The sequence below is a fragment of the Sphingomonas sp. genome (genome assembly GCF_039595165.1).
Taxonomy (GTDB): Bacteria; Pseudomonadota; Alphaproteobacteria; order Sphingomonadales; family Sphingomonadaceae; genus Sphingomonas.
On the sequence record NZ_JBCNMA010000094.1, the window covers coordinates 1 to 13,238 of the forward strand.

A 13,238-nucleotide genomic window follows, 5' to 3' on the forward strand; every position below is an offset into this window, starting at 1 on the left:
GGTTGGCGAGCTTGGTCACCACGCCCTGCAGGTGCACGAGTTGCTGGTCGAGATAGGCGCGCAGCCGCTCCAGCTCCTCCTCGTCGCACAGCTCGGTCGCGGCGATCACCTCGTCATATTGCGTGGTGAAGGTCTTGTAGTCGAACTGCGGCGGCAGGTCGGACCAGGGACGGTTGGGGCGGACGGGCATCATGCCCTCCTCGCCCTCGTCGCCGGGCTCGCCGTCGGTATCGTCGAACTCGCCCTGTTCCTGCTCGCTCTCCTGGCCGTCCTCGGTCTCGGCCTCGCGCTGCTCGCCGCGCGCCTCGACGTCGCCCTCGCCGGCGTCGCTCTCCTGCTCGCCGTCCTCGCCCTCGTCCTGCTCCTGCTCCTCGGTCCCCTCGTCCTCGCCGCCGCCTTCATCGGCTTCGTCGGGAAGCAGTTCGCCCTCGGTCAGCTCGAGATCCTCGAGCAGGTTGCCGACCAGCCGGGCGAACGCGGCCTGGTCGTCGATCGCCAGCGCCAGCGCATCGAGGTCGGCGCCGCCCTTGTCCTCGATCCAGTCGCGCACCAGCGCCAGCCCCAGCGCCGCGTCACCCGGTGCCTCGCGTCCGGTCAGCCGCTCGCGCACCATCAGCTGGATCGCAGTCGACAGCGGCACCTCGTCGCGGGTCCGCGCCCGGCTGATCGGGTCGGAGCGCATGCGCATCTCGAGCGCGCGGTCGAGATTGTCGGCGATCCCGGCATAGCCGCGCGACCCCAGCGCTTCGACGCGGGCCGTCTCAACCGCATCGAACACCGCGCGCGCCACCGCTTCCTTGGGCGCGGCCTTCAGATGCGTGGCGCCGTCGTGCAGCCGCATGCGCAGCGCGAAGCCGTCGGCGAAGCCGCGCGCCTCGGCGACCTGCTCGGGCGGCAGGTTGCGGCCGGGCATCGGCACCTTGATGTTGCGCCCCGACTGCGCCGGCGCGTCGGCGGTGAAGGCGAGCTCGATCTCCGGCTCGTGCGCGATCGCGCGCGAAGCCCCCGTGAGGACGGATCGGAACTGGTCGAGGGGGGAGTCGCTGGCCATGGGCTGCGACCCCTATCAAAGCGCGCGCCGGTCCAAAAGCCGTCACCGCCCGAATTGACCGTTGCGCTTCCCGACTTATCCCAATAATCAGACAAATATTCCACTATATGATGAAGAACCGAGGGGAGATGGAGATGGCGTATCGATCCGGCCTTGCCGCGCTGCTGCTCGCGGGGCTCGTGATTTGTCCAACTATTCCCGCGCTCGCGCAGCAGGCGGCACCCGCGTCGCCCGGCGCCACCGCCACGTTGCGCGCCGACAAGCCGGGCGCCAGGATCGATCGCCGCATCTTCAGCCAGTTCGCCGAGCATCTCGGCACCGGCATCTATGGCGGCGTGTGGGTCGGCCCCAAGTCGAAGGTTCCCAACACACGCGGCTATCGCAACGACGTCGTGGCCGCGCTCAAGGACCTGCGCGTGCCCGTCGTGCGCTGGCCTGGCGGCTGCTTCGCCGACGAATATCACTGGCGCGAAGGCATCGGCCCGCGCGGCCAGCGCCCGGTCAAGGTCAACACCCATTGGGGCGGCGTGACCGAGGACAATGCCTTCGGCACGCACGAGTTCATGGACTTCGCCGAGCTGATCGGCGCCGAGGCCTATGTCTCGGGCAATGTCGGCAACGGTACGCCGCAGGAAATGGCCGAGTGGGTCGAATATATGACCGCGCCTGCCGGGACCCTCGCCGACCTGCGCGCGAAGAACGGCCGCAAACAGCCGTGGAAGCTCCCCTATTTCGGCATCGGCAACGAGCTATGGGGCTGCGGCGGCAGCATGCGTCCCGAATATGCCGCGGACCTGACGCGGCGCTATGGCGAGTTCATCAAGGCGCCGCAGGGCAACCGCCCGGCCAAGATCGCGAGCGGCGCCAACTCGTTCGACTATAACTGGACCGAGGTCATGATGCGCGAGGCCGGGCGCAAGTTCGACGGCATCGGCGTCCATTACTACACCGTCCCCGGCACCTGGCAGAAGAAGGGATCGGCGACCCGTTTCGACGAGGAGGAATATGCCCGCACCCTCCACAAGACGCTGCAGATGGAGGAGCTGGTCACCAAGCATTCGGCGATCATGGACAAATATGATCCCGAAAAGCGCGTGAACCTCGCGGTCGATGAATGGGGCACCTGGTACGATGTCGAGCCCGGCACCAATCCCGGCTTCCTCTACCAGCAGAACACGATGCGCGACGCGATCGTCGCGGCGCTCAACATCAACATCTTCACCCGCCACGCCGATCGCGTGCGGATGAGCAACATCGCCCAGATGGTCAACGTGCTCCAGGCGATGATCCTGACCGATGGGGCGAAGATGGTGCTGACGCCGACCTATCACGTCTTCCACATGTACCGCCCGTTCCAGGACGCCGTGTTCCTGCCAATGGAGGTCAAGACCAGCTGGTATCACAAGGACCAGTGGGCGCTGCCCGCGGTCAGCGCGACTGCGGCGCGGGGCACCGACGGGAAGGTCCATGTCGCGCTGGTCAACACCGACCCCAACCGCCCGGCGAGCGTGACCAGCGCGATCCAGGGCCTCGCCGCGACGCGCGCGAGCGGCCTCGTCCTGACCGCGCCGCAAGTGACGGCGCACAACAGCTTCGACGCGCCCGACCGTGTCCGCCCGCAGCCGTTCGACGGCGCGCGGATCGATCAGGCCGGGCTGTCGGTCACGCTGCCGCCGGCATCGGTGGTGGTGCTGACGCTTGAATAGGCGTTTTCAGCTTCGCTGAGGCGGCGCCGGCCCGCTCCCCCACCCGGCCACCCATAAGATACTGCCGTTGGGTGGCCGGGTGGGGGAGCGGGCCGGTGCCGCAACCGTTTCAGCTCTGCTGAAACGGACAACCCAATCTCAATTCGCCTTCCCCACCACGCTCTCGGGCAGGTCCTTGCCGAACACGCGCTGGTAGTATTCCGCGACCAGCGCGCGCTCCGCCTCGTCGCACTTGTTGAGGAACGACAGACGGAAGGCGAAGCCCGGATCCTTGAAGATCTCGGTGTTCTGCGCCCAGGTGATCACGGTGCGCGGGCTCATCACGGTCGAGATGTCGCCGTTGATGAAGCCGCGGCGCGTCAGGTCGGCGACGCGCACCATGTTCTCGACCAGTTCCTTGCCGCCCGGCTTGTCATATTCGCCGCTCTTGGCGAGCACGATCTGCGCCTCGGTCGCGGCGGGGAGGTAGTTCAGCGTCACCACGATGTTCCAGCGGTCCATCTGGCCCTGGTTGATCTGCTGCGTGCCGTGATAGAGCCCGCTCGTGTCGCCCAGGCCCACCGTGTTGGCGGTCGAGAACAGGCGGAACCACGGGTTCGGCCGGATCACGCGGTTCTGGTCGAGCAGGGTCAGCTTGCCCTCGGTCTCGAGCACGCGCTGGATCACGAACATCACGTCCGGCCGGCCCGCGTCATATTCGTCGAACACCAGAGCCGTCGGCGTCTGCAGCGCCCAGGGCAGCAGCCCCTCGCGGAACTCGGTGACCTGCTGCCCGTCCTTGAGCACGATCGCGTCGCGCCCGATCAGGTCGATGCGGCTGATATGCGCGTCGAGGTTGATGCGGATGCACGGCCAGTTCAATCGCGCCGCCACCTGCTCGATGTGCGACGACTTGCCGGTGCCGTGATAGCCCTGGATCATCACGCGGCGATTGTGCGCGAAGCCCGCCAGGATCGCGAGCGTGGTGTCCGGGTCGAACACATAGGCCGGATCGAGATCGGGCACGCGCTCGTCCGCCTCGCTGAACGCCGGCACCTCCATGTCGATGTCGATGCCGAACAGGTCGCGCACCTGGACCTGCTTGTCGGGCGCTTCGAGGATCGTGGTTTCCCGGCTGTCGGGCTGGGTGTTGGGGATGTCGGTCATCACAGGGCTTTCGCAGAGTCGCCGCAGTCCCTAGCCCCGTGCGCGGTGCCAAGTCGAGATGCTTGTGCCACGCAGCATCATTCGCGCGACGGCTTAGTCGCTCTGACCGAGCTTTTCGGGCAGCGCGAACAGGTCGACGAACTTCTGCGCCAGCGCACGGTCGCCGCCGAGCCGCAGCCGGCCTTCGGCCTCCGATTCCTCGAAGGGCCACTTGCCGTACATCAGGGTGACGAACCGCGTCGGATCGGTCTCGAACACGACATCGGCGTCGCTGGTCTCGCCGCGCTCGATCACCAGATCGTCCTGGTCGAGACGGCCGATGAACGAGGCGGTCGGGAAGCGGAACACCAGCGTCATGCGCAGGTCCGCCGGCCGGTCGCGGCGGATCATCGTGCGCAGCGACAGCATCGCCGACACCGGCGAGAGCGGCAGCGTCGGGTCGTGCCGCGGCGAGCGCGTCGCCCAGCGGCCCATCGTCTGGAAGATCGGCTCGCTTTCATAGCCCCACGGCGTCAGCTCGTAGACCTGCACATTCGCCGGGGGCGGCAATTTGCGCCGCGTCAGGATCTCGGCACGCTCGAGGCTCTCGAGCCGCTGGGTCAGCACGTTGGCGCTGATTCCCGTGAGGTCGGCCTTGAGCTCGCCGAAGCGGCGCGGCCCCAGCATCAGCTCGCGCACGATCAGCATCGACCAACGCTCGCCGAGGAATTCCAGCGCCAAGGCGGTACCGCACGCATCGTCGTACCAGCGCTTTTCCGCCATTTTTTCCTCTTGAGTCACTTTTTCTAACTTCATGGTTGCTTTTTATAACTGAGTCGCGCATCAAGATCAAGCAAGCGATTCGCGGCCCCTCCGCCGCCCCCGAATGGAGAAGTCCGATGCGCAATTTGTTCCGCGAGTATCTGCCGGTCGCCCAGAGCGTCGCCATCGGCGTCGCCGCATTCTGCATCACCACGGCGGCGATGCTGGGTCACGGCGCGCTCAACAGCACCGGCCCGTTCGCCTGACCGCCCGCTTCGGCCGACCGACCTTCGCCCGACCGCAACGCCGGGCCGTTCATCGAAAAATATTGGCGGAATACCCCCGCCGAGTCCGACACGTTTTCGGCACTGGATTTCAAGGAGAGAGACGATGACCAAGCTCGTGACCTGTATCTGGTACAATCATACCGCCGAGGAAGCCGCCAACTTCTACGCCTCGGTACTGCCCGACAGCCGCGTCACCGCGGTGCAGAAGACTCCGGCCGACACGCCTTCGCAAAAGGCCGGCGAGGTGATCACGGTCGAGTTCGAGGTGGCGGGCCAGAAGTTCATCGGCCTCAACGGCGGCCCGATCTTCCCGCAGACCGAGGCGGTCAGCTTCATGATCATGACCGAAGATCAGGAAGAGACCGACCGGCTGTGGAACGCGATCGTCGACAATGACGGCAAGGAAAGCGCCTGCGGCTGGTGCAAGGACAAATGGGGCGTCAGCTGGCAGATCACGCCGAAGCGCCTGATGGAGCTGATCTGGCAGAACCCCGATCCCGCCGCCAGCAAGCGCGCGATGGACGCGATGATGACGATGCAGAAGATCGACATCGCCAAGGTCGAGGCCGCCGCGGCCGGCGAGAGCGTGCCCGCCTGAGCGCTGCGCGCCGAACAAGGAGAACGACCATGACCGTGGAGATCACGGGCTTCGACTGGGTGCCCGATTTCGCCAAGGGCTTCGTCCGCGACCTGCGCCCGCGCTGGGCGTGCGCGGAGATCGGGCTGCCCTATTCGATGCGCCTGCTCAATGCCGCCGGGCCGCGCCCCGACACCTATTTCCAGGAACAGCCCTGGGGCCAGGTGCCGGCGCTGGTCGACGGGGAGCAGGGAATCCGCATGTTCGAGAGCGGCGCGATCCTGCTGCATCTCGGCGAGAAGGACGAGCGGCTGCTGCCGCGCGATCCCCAGGCCCGGGCCACCGCGATCAGCTGGCTGTTCGCCGCCTATAACAGCGTCGAGCCGCATCTGTTCGAGCTGTCGAACGTCGAGATCTTCTCGGCCGGCGAGCAATGGGCCGAGCTGCGCCGTCCCAGCCTGATGGCCGAGGCCGGCAAGCGCTTCGACCGCCTCGCCGACGCGATGGCGGGTCGCGAGTGGCTCGCCGGGACGTTCAGCATCGCCGACATCGCGATGGGCAGCGTGCTGCGGCTCGCCGAGGGAAGTGGCCTGATCGAGGACCGGCCGGTGCTGATGGACTATCTCCAGCGCGCCATCGCCCGGCCCGCGTTCAAGGCCGCCCTCGCCGCGCAGCTCGCCGATTTCAAGCCGACCCCGGCCGCCGCGGCCTGAACCGGAACCCAAGGAGAGAGATGATGACTTACGTCGAAGGATTCCTCACCCCCGTCCCGACCGCCAACAAGGACGTGTACAAGAAGCACGCCGAGGGCGCCGTCGAGCTGTTCCGCGGCCTCGGCGCGACCCGGTTCGTCGAAGCCTGGGGCGACGACGTGCCCGACGGCAAGGTCAACGACCTCAAGAAGTCGGTCGACCTCAAGGACGACGAGACCGTGCTGTTCAGCTGGCTCGAATATCCCGACAAGGCGACGCGCGACGCCGCCAACGAGAAGATGATGAACGATCCCAACTCGGCCGAGATGATGAAGGACATGCCGTTCGACGGCAGCCGCATGATCTTCGCCGGCTTCGAGCCGATCGTCGACGAGGGCTCCTCGGAAGGCGCCACCTATCTCGACGGCTATGTGCTGCCGGTGCCCAAGGCGAACCGCGAAGCCTATCGCGAGCTGGCGCAGAAGATGAGCGGCGTCTTCAAGGAATTCGGCGCGCTGCGCGTGGTCGAGGCGTGGGGCGAGGACACGCCCGACGGCAGCAAGACCGACTATAACCGCGCGACGCTCAAGAAGGACGATGAGGCGGTGGTCTACAGCTGGATCGAGTGGCCCGACAAGGCGACCCGCGACGCCGGCTGGGAGAAGCTGATGAAGGACGAGCGGATGCAGAAGCAGGAGCAGCCGCCGTTCGATGGCCAGCGGATGATGTGGGGCGGCTTCGCGCCGATCCTCGACACCGCCAACTGAACTGGCCCCTCTGCGGCCCAGAAATAGGGAACGACAACATGCTTATCCTCTCCCGCCAGGGGGAGGTGGCACGCGAAGCGTGACGGAGGGGGAGGACTCCCAAACCTGGTTTGTTGCGTCCTCCCCCTCCGTCAGCCTGCGGCTGACACCTCCCCCTGGCGGGGAAGGATCACGCTTGGCAGAGCTAAATCCCCCAGCAGGAGATTCCCCCATGACAAACCCGCACGGAAGCTGGATCTGGTACGAACTGCTCACCACCGACCCGGATGCCGCGATCGATTTCTACGGCCGGATCGCCGGGTGGACGGCGAGCAAGTTCCCGAGCGCCGAGATGGACTACAACATCCTGTCGGCCGGTGCGGACAATGTCGCCGGGATCATGAAGAATCCGATGCCGACCGCTCCCGCCTGGCTCGGCTATGTCGGCGTCGACGACGTCGATGCGGCCGTCGCGAAGATCGAATCGCTCGGCGGCAAGGTGCACATGCCGGCCACCGATCTCGAGGGCGTCGGCCGCATGGCGATGGTCGAGGATCCGCAGGGCGCGCATTTCTACGTCATGCGCGGCAGCTCGCCCGAGGCGAGCAAGGCCTATGGCCGGAGAGAGCTCGGCAAGGCCAGCTGGAACGAGCTCCAAACCACCGACGATGCCGCGGCGTTCGGCTTCTACAGTCAGGTGTTCGGCTGGCAGAAGGACGGCGCGATGCCGATGCCCTGGGGCGACTACAGCTTCCTCAAGGGCGGCGGCGGCGGCGAGATGTGGGGCGCGATGATGCCGCGCGAGAAGGCGGAGAATCCGGTCGCCTGGAACTTCTACTTCCGCGTTCCCGACATCGACGCCGCCTTTGCCCAGGTGAAGGAGCTCGGCGGCACCCCGTTCCACGACCCGATGGAGGTCCCGGGCGGCGAGCGCCTGTTCTTCGCCACCGATCCGCAAGGCGCCGCCTTCGGCCTGGTCGCGCCGAAATAGGGCAACGCCAACAACCGCTTCACCCGCCAGAACGACTCATCACTCCGGGCTTGACCCGGGTGGCGAGCAGGTTCTCCAAGCCCGCCCAACTTGACAAAATCTCCTATTATGATAATAGGAGATCAGATGCGCGAAGCGGACTCCGTCCCCGCCTCACTCGCCGGACACCCGGTCTGGCAACGGCTTTCCAGTTACGAATTTGGTCCCCCCGAAGCAGCGCTCCCCTTTGCCGCGCGGCTCGCGCGCGACAATGGCTGGAGCGCGGCGAAAGCGGCGCGGGTGGTCGAGGAGTATCGCCGCTTCGTCTTCCTTGCGGTGACGGGCGAAGGCCAGGTCACCCCATCCGACGCGGTCGACCAGGCCTGGCATCTCCACCTCACCTATACCCGCGACTATTGGGAGCGTTTCTGCCCCGATGTCCTGGGCAGGCCGCTGCACCACGGCCCAACCGCCGGCGGTCCCGACGAGCAGCATCGCTTCTTCCGCCAATATGCCGATACCCTGGCCCGCTACGAGGCGGCGTTCGAAGCGGCGCCTCCTTCCGACATCTGGCCATCGGCCGCGCGGCGGCTGGTGGACGATCCCCGCGCGCGGCGGGTGCATCCGCGCGACGCGTTCATCCTTTCGCGCCTGCAGGCCGCGCTGCTCCTGCTCGCGTTCATCGGGCTGATCGCGCTCGCGCTCTTTCTGTGGGTTCAGCAATAGTGCTGAACCTCGCCCCCCTCCCGCCCCTCCGCCCGGCCACCCAACGCCAATATCCTGTGGGTAGCCGGGTGGGGGAGCGGGCCGGCGCCGCAACCGGTTCGGCTTCGCCGAACCAACCAAGGGAGTGACCTCTTATGTCTCTCGGCCCCTTTGACTGGACCGGCGGACCCTTTCTCACCCTCTACATCATCCTGCTGGCGATCGTCGTGATCGCCGGGATCGTCATCCCGCTGCGGCTGCTGCCCGAAGGCCGCCGCCAGATGGTGCGCGATCCCGACCAGCTCGCCTATCTCGCCGGCGGACGCACGCGCTTCGCCGACGGGATCGTCGCCCGGCTGCTCGCCGGACGCGCGCTGGCGATGAACGGCGGGAACAAGCTCGATGTCGTCCTGCGCAACGGCGCGACCTCGGCGGAGAACAGCGTCCTCGCGCTCTCACCGCCGCTCGACTGGGCGCGGATCGAGCGCACGCTGCGGCCGGCCGCGGACACGCTGCTCGAAAGGCTCCAGCATCTGGGGCTGATGCTCACCCGCGGCGAGCGCAGCAACCTGCGCTACTGGGCGCTGCTGCCCTACCTCACCCTGCTGGTGTTCGGCGCGACCAAGTGGTTCATCGGCGACGCGCGCGACCGGCCGGTGGGCTATCTCACCATCCTGCTGATCGTCACCGCGGTCCTCGCGCTCATCCGCGCCGTCTCGATCCCCAAGCTCACCCGCGCCGGCCGCGAAGCGCTGAACCAGGCGCGCGACGAGGCCGACCGCGTCCGCCGGGCGCCGCTCGCCGCCGAAATGGGCCTGGCGGTGGCGCTGTTCGGCACCGGGGTGCTGGCGGGATCGGAGTTCGACGCCTTCCACAAGATGCGCGCGGCGAGCGGCGACGGCGGCGCGTCGGGCGGCGGGGATGGCGGCGGTGACGGTGGCGGCTGCGGTGGCGGCGGATGCGGGGGCTGCGGAAGCTAGCCCTTCAAAGCGTTCATTTCCCCCGTTCGTGCTGGCATCAAGCGAAAGCCGGCGAAGCCTTGAGCTGCTGATAGGCCGCGATCACCCGGCTCAGCGCGCCTTCATGGCTGCGATCCCCGCCATTGCGGTCCGGATGATACTTCCGCACCAGCTCGGAATAGCGCCGCCGCAAGGCTGTCCGGTCCGCATCGACATCCAGCGCCAGCGCCTTCAGCGCCTCGCGGTCCTTGCCCGACAGCGGCTTGCCGTCCTTGCGCTCGGCCGGCATCGCCTGGCGCCAGCGCGCGCCGATCGCGTCGAGCGGGTCGCTGAAGTCGGCCCAGCGCGGCGGCCGGTCCGCCCCGCCGGTCGCGAAGGCGCGGGTCTCGCGCTCCCAGCCGGCAAGCGGCCGCTGCGCGTCGTGAATCTCGTCGGGGCTCATCCCGCTGAAGAAGTTGTAGCTCGAATTGAACGCCCGGACGTGGTCGAGGCACAGCCAGCGATACTCGCCCGGCTGGTCGCTCGGGCGCCGGTCACCGAGCAGCGGCGCACGGAACTCGCCGGGTTCGGCGCAGCCCGGCTCCGAGCACAGCCGGCCGGGCGCTTCCACGCGGCCGTGGAAGCGGGCATTGGGCCGATCCTTGCGGGGTTGATGAGACACTCGAACTCCAATGGGTAAACCGCCTATATAGGCGCGATGACTCATCCCACCACCGGCCCCGTCGCCCAGCTCATCGCCGCCCGCCTCACCGCGGCGCTCGCCCCGTCGAAGCTCGACGTGATCAACGACAGCGCGAAACATCGCGGCCATATGGGCGACGACGGCAGCGGCGAATCGCATTTCACCGTGGTGATCGAGAGCGCTGCCTTTGCCGGGCAGTCGCGCCTCGAGCGCCAGCGCCTGGTCAACCGCGCGCTCGGCGACCTGATGACCGAGCGCGTCCACGCCATGGCGATCCGCGCCACCGCCCCGGGGGAAACCGCATGACCGACGATCTCTTCATCCACACGATCACGCCGACCACGCACGATCTCGGCGGGTTCAAGGTCCATCGCACCCTGCCCTCGCGCCCGCGCACGATGGTCGGGCCGTTCATCTTCTTCGACCAGATGGGTCCGGCGCATCTCGACGCCGGCACCGGCATCGACGTGCGCCCGCACCCGCATATCAACCTCGCCACGGTGACCTATCTCTTCGCGGGCGCGATCGACCATCGCGACAGCATCGGCACCTTCGCCACGATCGAGCCCGGCGCGGTCAATCTGATGACCGCCGGCAACGGCATCGTCCATTCGGAACGCTCGCCCCAGGCCGAACGCGACGCCGGCCCCGAACTCTCGGGCATCCAGACCTGGCTCGCCTTGCCCGAGCGGTTCGAGGAGATGGACCCGGCGTTCGAGCATGTCGCCGCCGCCAACCTGCCCATCGTCGATGCGGGGGGCGCGAAGGCCCGCGTGATCATGGGCTCGCTCTGGGGCGCCAGTGCGCCGACCACCACCTATGCCGGCACGATCTACGCCGATATCGAGCTCTCCCCGAACGGCAGCGTCCCGATCGACGCCGATGCAGACGAACGCGCGGTCTATCTCGCCATGGGCGAGGCTTCGCTCGACGGCTGGGCGCTCGAGCCGCAGACGCTCTACGTCCTGCGCCCCGGCACCGCCGCCACGCTGCGCTCCAACTCGGGCGGCCGCGTGATGCTGTGCGGCGGCGAGGCCTTCACCACCCCGCGCCACGTCTGGTGGAACTTCGTCTCGTCCGATCGCGACCGCATCAACCAAGCCAAGGAGGACTGGAAGGCCGGCCTGTTCCCCAAGGTCCCCGGCGACGACAAGGAGTTCATCCCCATCCCCGAAGTGCCCAAGACGGTCAGCTATCCCTGAAGGCTTGATCCCGCGCCCGAGCACCGCCATACCTCATCTTCGAAAACAGGAGAGGCTATGGCGGATTTCGAGCTTCAGCGGATCGCACTGCCCACCGGCGTCGAGCTCGACGTCGCGACCGCCGGCGACCCCGCCGCCCCCGCGATCGTCCTGCTTCACGGCTTCCCCGAGTCGCACCGCACCTGGCGCCACCAGATCCCCGAACTCGCGCGGAGCCATTTCGTCATCGCCCCCGACCAGCGCGGTTTCGCCCGCTCGTCCAAGCCCGAGGGCGTCGCGAACTACACGGCCGACAAGCCCGTCGCCGACCTGCTCGCGCTCGCCGACCATTTCGGCAAGGACCGCTTCGTCCTGGTCGGCCATGACTGGGGCGGCGCGATCGCGTGGATGGCCGCGCTCCAGCATCCGCACCGGGTCGAGCGGCTGATCATCGTCAATGCGCCTCACCCCTTCGTCTTCCAGAAGTCGCTGTTCGACGACATGGAGCAGCGCAAGGCGAGCCAGTATATCCGCTTCTTCCGCGACACCTCGATCGACCAGGGTCTGACCGGCAAGGCGCTGGAAGGCTTTTTCGACAATACTTTCGTCAAGCATGTCGCCACCGCCATCGCGGGCGAGGACCGCGCCGCCTATCTCGACGAATGGAGCCAGCCCGGCGCGATGACTGCGATGCTCAACTGGTACCGGGCGAGCGCGATTGTCGTGCCGGGAATGGACGAGACACCCGAGCGCCCCGCCTTCCTCGACGGCCCTTTCCCGCCCATCACTCAGCCAACACTCGTCATCTGGGGCACGGGCGACAAGGCGCTGCTCCCCGTCCAGCTCGAAGGCCTCGACGCGCTCGTCCCCAACCTCACGGTCGTGAGGGTCGACGCCGGTCACTTCGTCCCGTGGGAGAGCCCCGAGGCGGTCACCGCCGCGATCCGCGACTGGCTCGCCTAATGCGACGACAAATCCTCCCCCGCCAGGGGGAGGTGGCACGCGAAGCGTGACGGAGGGGGAGGAAGCGAACCGCCGGCAAGTCGAGTCGCCTTAGCGACTCCGCCGCATCCCCGGCGTCTTCTTCACCGCCGGATCGGCCAGCAGCCGCGCATAATCTTCGCTCTCCATCGCCACCAGCGCGATGCGGCCCTCGCTGTCATGATGGATGCCCCAGCCGAACTGCTTGACCAGCGGCGACGCACGCAAGCACGCCTGCGGCTTGGCGAAGAAGTCCGCGCGGTCCTTGTCCCCGCCTCGCGCGACATGCGCCGCATGGAGCAGATCGTCGCTGGTCATCGCATAGGGTCTATCCGCCAGCAGCGCATGCTGCACGCCCGCCACCGTCTCCGGCTTCTCCGGGATCGTCCCCACCGCCACCGGCGTGTCGGACGAAGCGGTGATCAGCGTGTCGCGATAGTTGGTCGTCTTCATCCCAGCCACTCCACCCATGCGCCATGCGGATGCGCCTTGCCCAGCAGGTGCGGCTCGCCGCCGCCCGGCCAACAGCGCACCACCAGCTCGTGCTGCAGCGTCTCGCGGTTCGCCTCCAGCATGATCCACGCCAGCGGCCGTTCCGCGCTCGCCCGCGCCCCCGCCGCTTCCATCGCCGCGGTGATCCGCGCCCGCCGCGCATCGCCGAGATACTGCCACACGATCGAATGCATCAGCACGCGAGTGGTCCCCGCCGCCTGCGACCGGGCCAGCGCCGCCTCGACGAATTCCGCCGCGTCGGCCTGCACCAGATCGGGCTTCCGCTCCGCCGCCGACCGCGCCGCGAAGTCCAGCCGCGCGA

General features: G+C 67.7%; 16 protein-coding genes and 1 pseudogene. 11 read left to right on the top strand and 6 right to left on the bottom strand.

The genetic code is table 11. The features are described 5' to 3' along the window. Positions 1-1,051: pseudogene (locus ABDV68_RS14100) on the bottom strand (cobaltochelatase subunit CobT); the annotation flags it as partial. A gap of 134 nt (positions 1,052-1,185) precedes the next feature. Between ABDV68_RS14100 and ABDV68_RS14105 the strand changes: the two are divergent. Then, entirely contained in the window at positions 1,186-2,757 is a 1,572-nt protein-coding gene (locus tag ABDV68_RS14105) for an alpha-N-arabinofuranosidase (RefSeq protein ID WP_343520695.1), read from the top strand. Positions 2,758-2,895: 138 nt separating this feature from the next. On the opposite strand, the gene cobS is transcribed toward ABDV68_RS14105, so the two are convergent. After that, on the bottom strand, positions 2,896-3,903 hold the full coding sequence (cobS, locus tag ABDV68_RS14110; protein ID WP_343520697.1) for a cobaltochelatase subunit CobS: 1,008 nt from the start codon (positions 3,901-3,903) through the stop codon (positions 2,896-2,898). Positions 3,904-3,996: 93 nt separating this feature from the next. After that, positions 3,997-4,698 carry a helix-turn-helix domain-containing protein gene (locus ABDV68_RS14115; protein WP_343520699.1) on the bottom strand — a complete coding sequence of 234 codons (702 nt, stop codon included), beginning with the start codon at positions 4,696-4,698 and terminating at the stop codon, positions 3,997-3,999. An 83-nt stretch (positions 4,699-4,781) separates the two neighbouring features. Here ABDV68_RS14115 and ABDV68_RS14120 point away from each other — a divergent pair, with 83 nt between their 5' ends. From ABDV68_RS14120 to ABDV68_RS14150, 7 genes are all read left to right on the top strand, one after another. Then, positions 4,782-4,910, top strand: a complete 129-nt coding sequence (locus ABDV68_RS14120) for a hypothetical protein (protein ID WP_343520700.1) — start codon at positions 4,782-4,784, stop codon at positions 4,908-4,910. A gap of 124 nt (positions 4,911-5,034) precedes the next feature. Next, the gene (locus ABDV68_RS14125; protein ID WP_343520701.1) at positions 5,035-5,529 is read left to right on the top strand and encodes a VOC family protein; all 495 of its coding nucleotides are present in this window, start codon (positions 5,035-5,037) and stop codon (positions 5,527-5,529) included. A gap of 29 nt (positions 5,530-5,558) precedes the next feature. Then, positions 5,559-6,221 carry a glutathione S-transferase family protein gene (locus ABDV68_RS14130; protein WP_343520702.1) on the top strand — a complete coding sequence of 221 codons (663 nt, stop codon included), beginning with the start codon at positions 5,559-5,561 and terminating at the stop codon, positions 6,219-6,221. Between the two features lie 23 nt (positions 6,222-6,244). Next, entirely contained in the window at positions 6,245-6,967 is a 723-nt protein-coding gene (locus tag ABDV68_RS14135) for a DUF1428 domain-containing protein (RefSeq protein ID WP_343520703.1), read from the top strand. Between the two features lie 211 nt (positions 6,968-7,178). Then, positions 7,179-7,937 (top strand): VOC family protein, encoded by a 759-nt coding sequence (locus tag ABDV68_RS14140; RefSeq protein ID WP_343520705.1) that lies wholly within the window; start codon positions 7,179-7,181, stop codon positions 7,935-7,937. A 126-nt stretch (positions 7,938-8,063) separates the two neighbouring features. Further along, positions 8,064-8,642, top strand: a complete 579-nt coding sequence (locus ABDV68_RS14145; RefSeq protein WP_343520706.1) for a hypothetical protein — start codon at positions 8,064-8,066, stop codon at positions 8,640-8,642. A 134-nt stretch (positions 8,643-8,776) separates the two neighbouring features. Next, positions 8,777-9,601: a TIGR04222 domain-containing membrane protein gene (locus tag ABDV68_RS14150; protein ID WP_343520707.1), complete on the top strand. Its 825-nt coding sequence runs from the start codon at positions 8,777-8,779 to the stop codon at positions 9,599-9,601. 37 nt (positions 9,602-9,638) lie between these two features. Here the strand turns inward: ABDV68_RS14150 and ABDV68_RS14155 are convergent, their stop codons facing one another. Then, positions 9,639-10,172 carry a J domain-containing protein gene (locus ABDV68_RS14155; protein WP_343520715.1) on the bottom strand — a complete coding sequence of 178 codons (534 nt, stop codon included), beginning with the start codon at positions 10,170-10,172 and terminating at the stop codon, positions 9,639-9,641. A 105-nt stretch (positions 10,173-10,277) separates the two neighbouring features. Between ABDV68_RS14155 and ABDV68_RS14160 the strand changes: the two genes are divergently transcribed. Genes ABDV68_RS14160 through ABDV68_RS14170 form a run of 3 tightly spaced genes read left to right on the top strand, consistent with a single transcriptional unit; the run spans position 10,278 to position 12,406 of the window. Further along, the gene (locus ABDV68_RS14160; RefSeq protein ID WP_343520708.1) at positions 10,278-10,568 is read left to right on the top strand and encodes a BolA family protein; all 291 of its coding nucleotides are present in this window, start codon (positions 10,278-10,280) and stop codon (positions 10,566-10,568) included. After that, a complete protein-coding gene (locus tag ABDV68_RS14165) occupies positions 10,565-11,464 on the top strand; it encodes a pirin family protein (RefSeq protein ID WP_343520710.1) in 900 nt (299 codons plus the stop codon). Before ABDV68_RS14160 ends, ABDV68_RS14165 begins: the two co-directional genes overlap by 4 nt. Before the next feature lie 57 nt (positions 11,465-11,521). Continuing rightward, the gene (locus ABDV68_RS14170) at positions 11,522-12,406 is read left to right on the top strand and encodes an alpha/beta hydrolase (protein WP_343520711.1); all 885 of its coding nucleotides are present in this window, start codon (positions 11,522-11,524) and stop codon (positions 12,404-12,406) included. Positions 12,407-12,496: 90 nt separating this feature from the next. Here the strand turns inward: ABDV68_RS14170 and ABDV68_RS14175 are convergent, their stop codons facing one another. Together ABDV68_RS14175 and ABDV68_RS14180 are read right to left on the bottom strand one after the other, a co-directional pair. Next, on the bottom strand, positions 12,497-12,877 hold the full coding sequence (locus ABDV68_RS14175) for a DUF6157 family protein (RefSeq protein WP_343520712.1): 381 nt from the start codon (positions 12,875-12,877) through the stop codon (positions 12,497-12,499). Further along, positions 12,874-13,238: DUF2332 family protein (locus tag ABDV68_RS14180; RefSeq protein ID WP_343520713.1), on the bottom strand; the 365-nt coding region annotated here is incomplete at its 5' end. The genes ABDV68_RS14175 and ABDV68_RS14180, both read right to left, overlap by 4 nt.

Excerpts from the sequence above, each read along its gene's own strand:
- ABDV68_RS14105 (WP_343520695.1), top strand. The coding sequence starts at position 1,186 with ATGGCGTATCGATCCGGCCTTGCCGCGCTGCTGCTCGCGGGGCTCGTG.
- cobS (WP_343520697.1), bottom strand. The coding sequence starts at position 3,903 with ATGACCGACATCCCCAACACCCAGCCCGACAGCCGGGAAACCACGATC.
- ABDV68_RS14115 (WP_343520699.1), bottom strand. The coding sequence starts at position 4,698 with ATGAAGTTAGAAAAAGTGACTCAAGAGGAAAAAATGGCGGAAAAGCGC.
- ABDV68_RS14120 (WP_343520700.1), top strand. The coding sequence starts at position 4,782 with ATGCGCAATTTGTTCCGCGAGTATCTGCCGGTCGCCCAGAGCGTCGCC.
- ABDV68_RS14125 (WP_343520701.1), top strand. The coding sequence starts at position 5,035 with ATGACCAAGCTCGTGACCTGTATCTGGTACAATCATACCGCCGAGGAA.
- ABDV68_RS14130 (WP_343520702.1), top strand. The coding sequence starts at position 5,559 with ATGACCGTGGAGATCACGGGCTTCGACTGGGTGCCCGATTTCGCCAAG.
- ABDV68_RS14135 (WP_343520703.1), top strand. The coding sequence starts at position 6,245 with ATGACTTACGTCGAAGGATTCCTCACCCCCGTCCCGACCGCCAACAAG.
- ABDV68_RS14140 (WP_343520705.1), top strand. The coding sequence starts at position 7,179 with ATGACAAACCCGCACGGAAGCTGGATCTGGTACGAACTGCTCACCACC.
- ABDV68_RS14145 (WP_343520706.1), top strand. The coding sequence starts at position 8,064 with ATGCGCGAAGCGGACTCCGTCCCCGCCTCACTCGCCGGACACCCGGTC.
- ABDV68_RS14150 (WP_343520707.1), top strand. The coding sequence starts at position 8,777 with ATGTCTCTCGGCCCCTTTGACTGGACCGGCGGACCCTTTCTCACCCTC.
- ABDV68_RS14160 (WP_343520708.1), top strand. The coding sequence starts at position 10,278 with ATGACTCATCCCACCACCGGCCCCGTCGCCCAGCTCATCGCCGCCCGC.
- ABDV68_RS14165 (WP_343520710.1), top strand. The coding sequence starts at position 10,565 with ATGACCGACGATCTCTTCATCCACACGATCACGCCGACCACGCACGAT.
- ABDV68_RS14170 (WP_343520711.1), top strand. The coding sequence starts at position 11,522 with ATGGCGGATTTCGAGCTTCAGCGGATCGCACTGCCCACCGGCGTCGAG.
- ABDV68_RS14175 (WP_343520712.1), bottom strand. The coding sequence starts at position 12,877 with ATGAAGACGACCAACTATCGCGACACGCTGATCACCGCTTCGTCCGAC.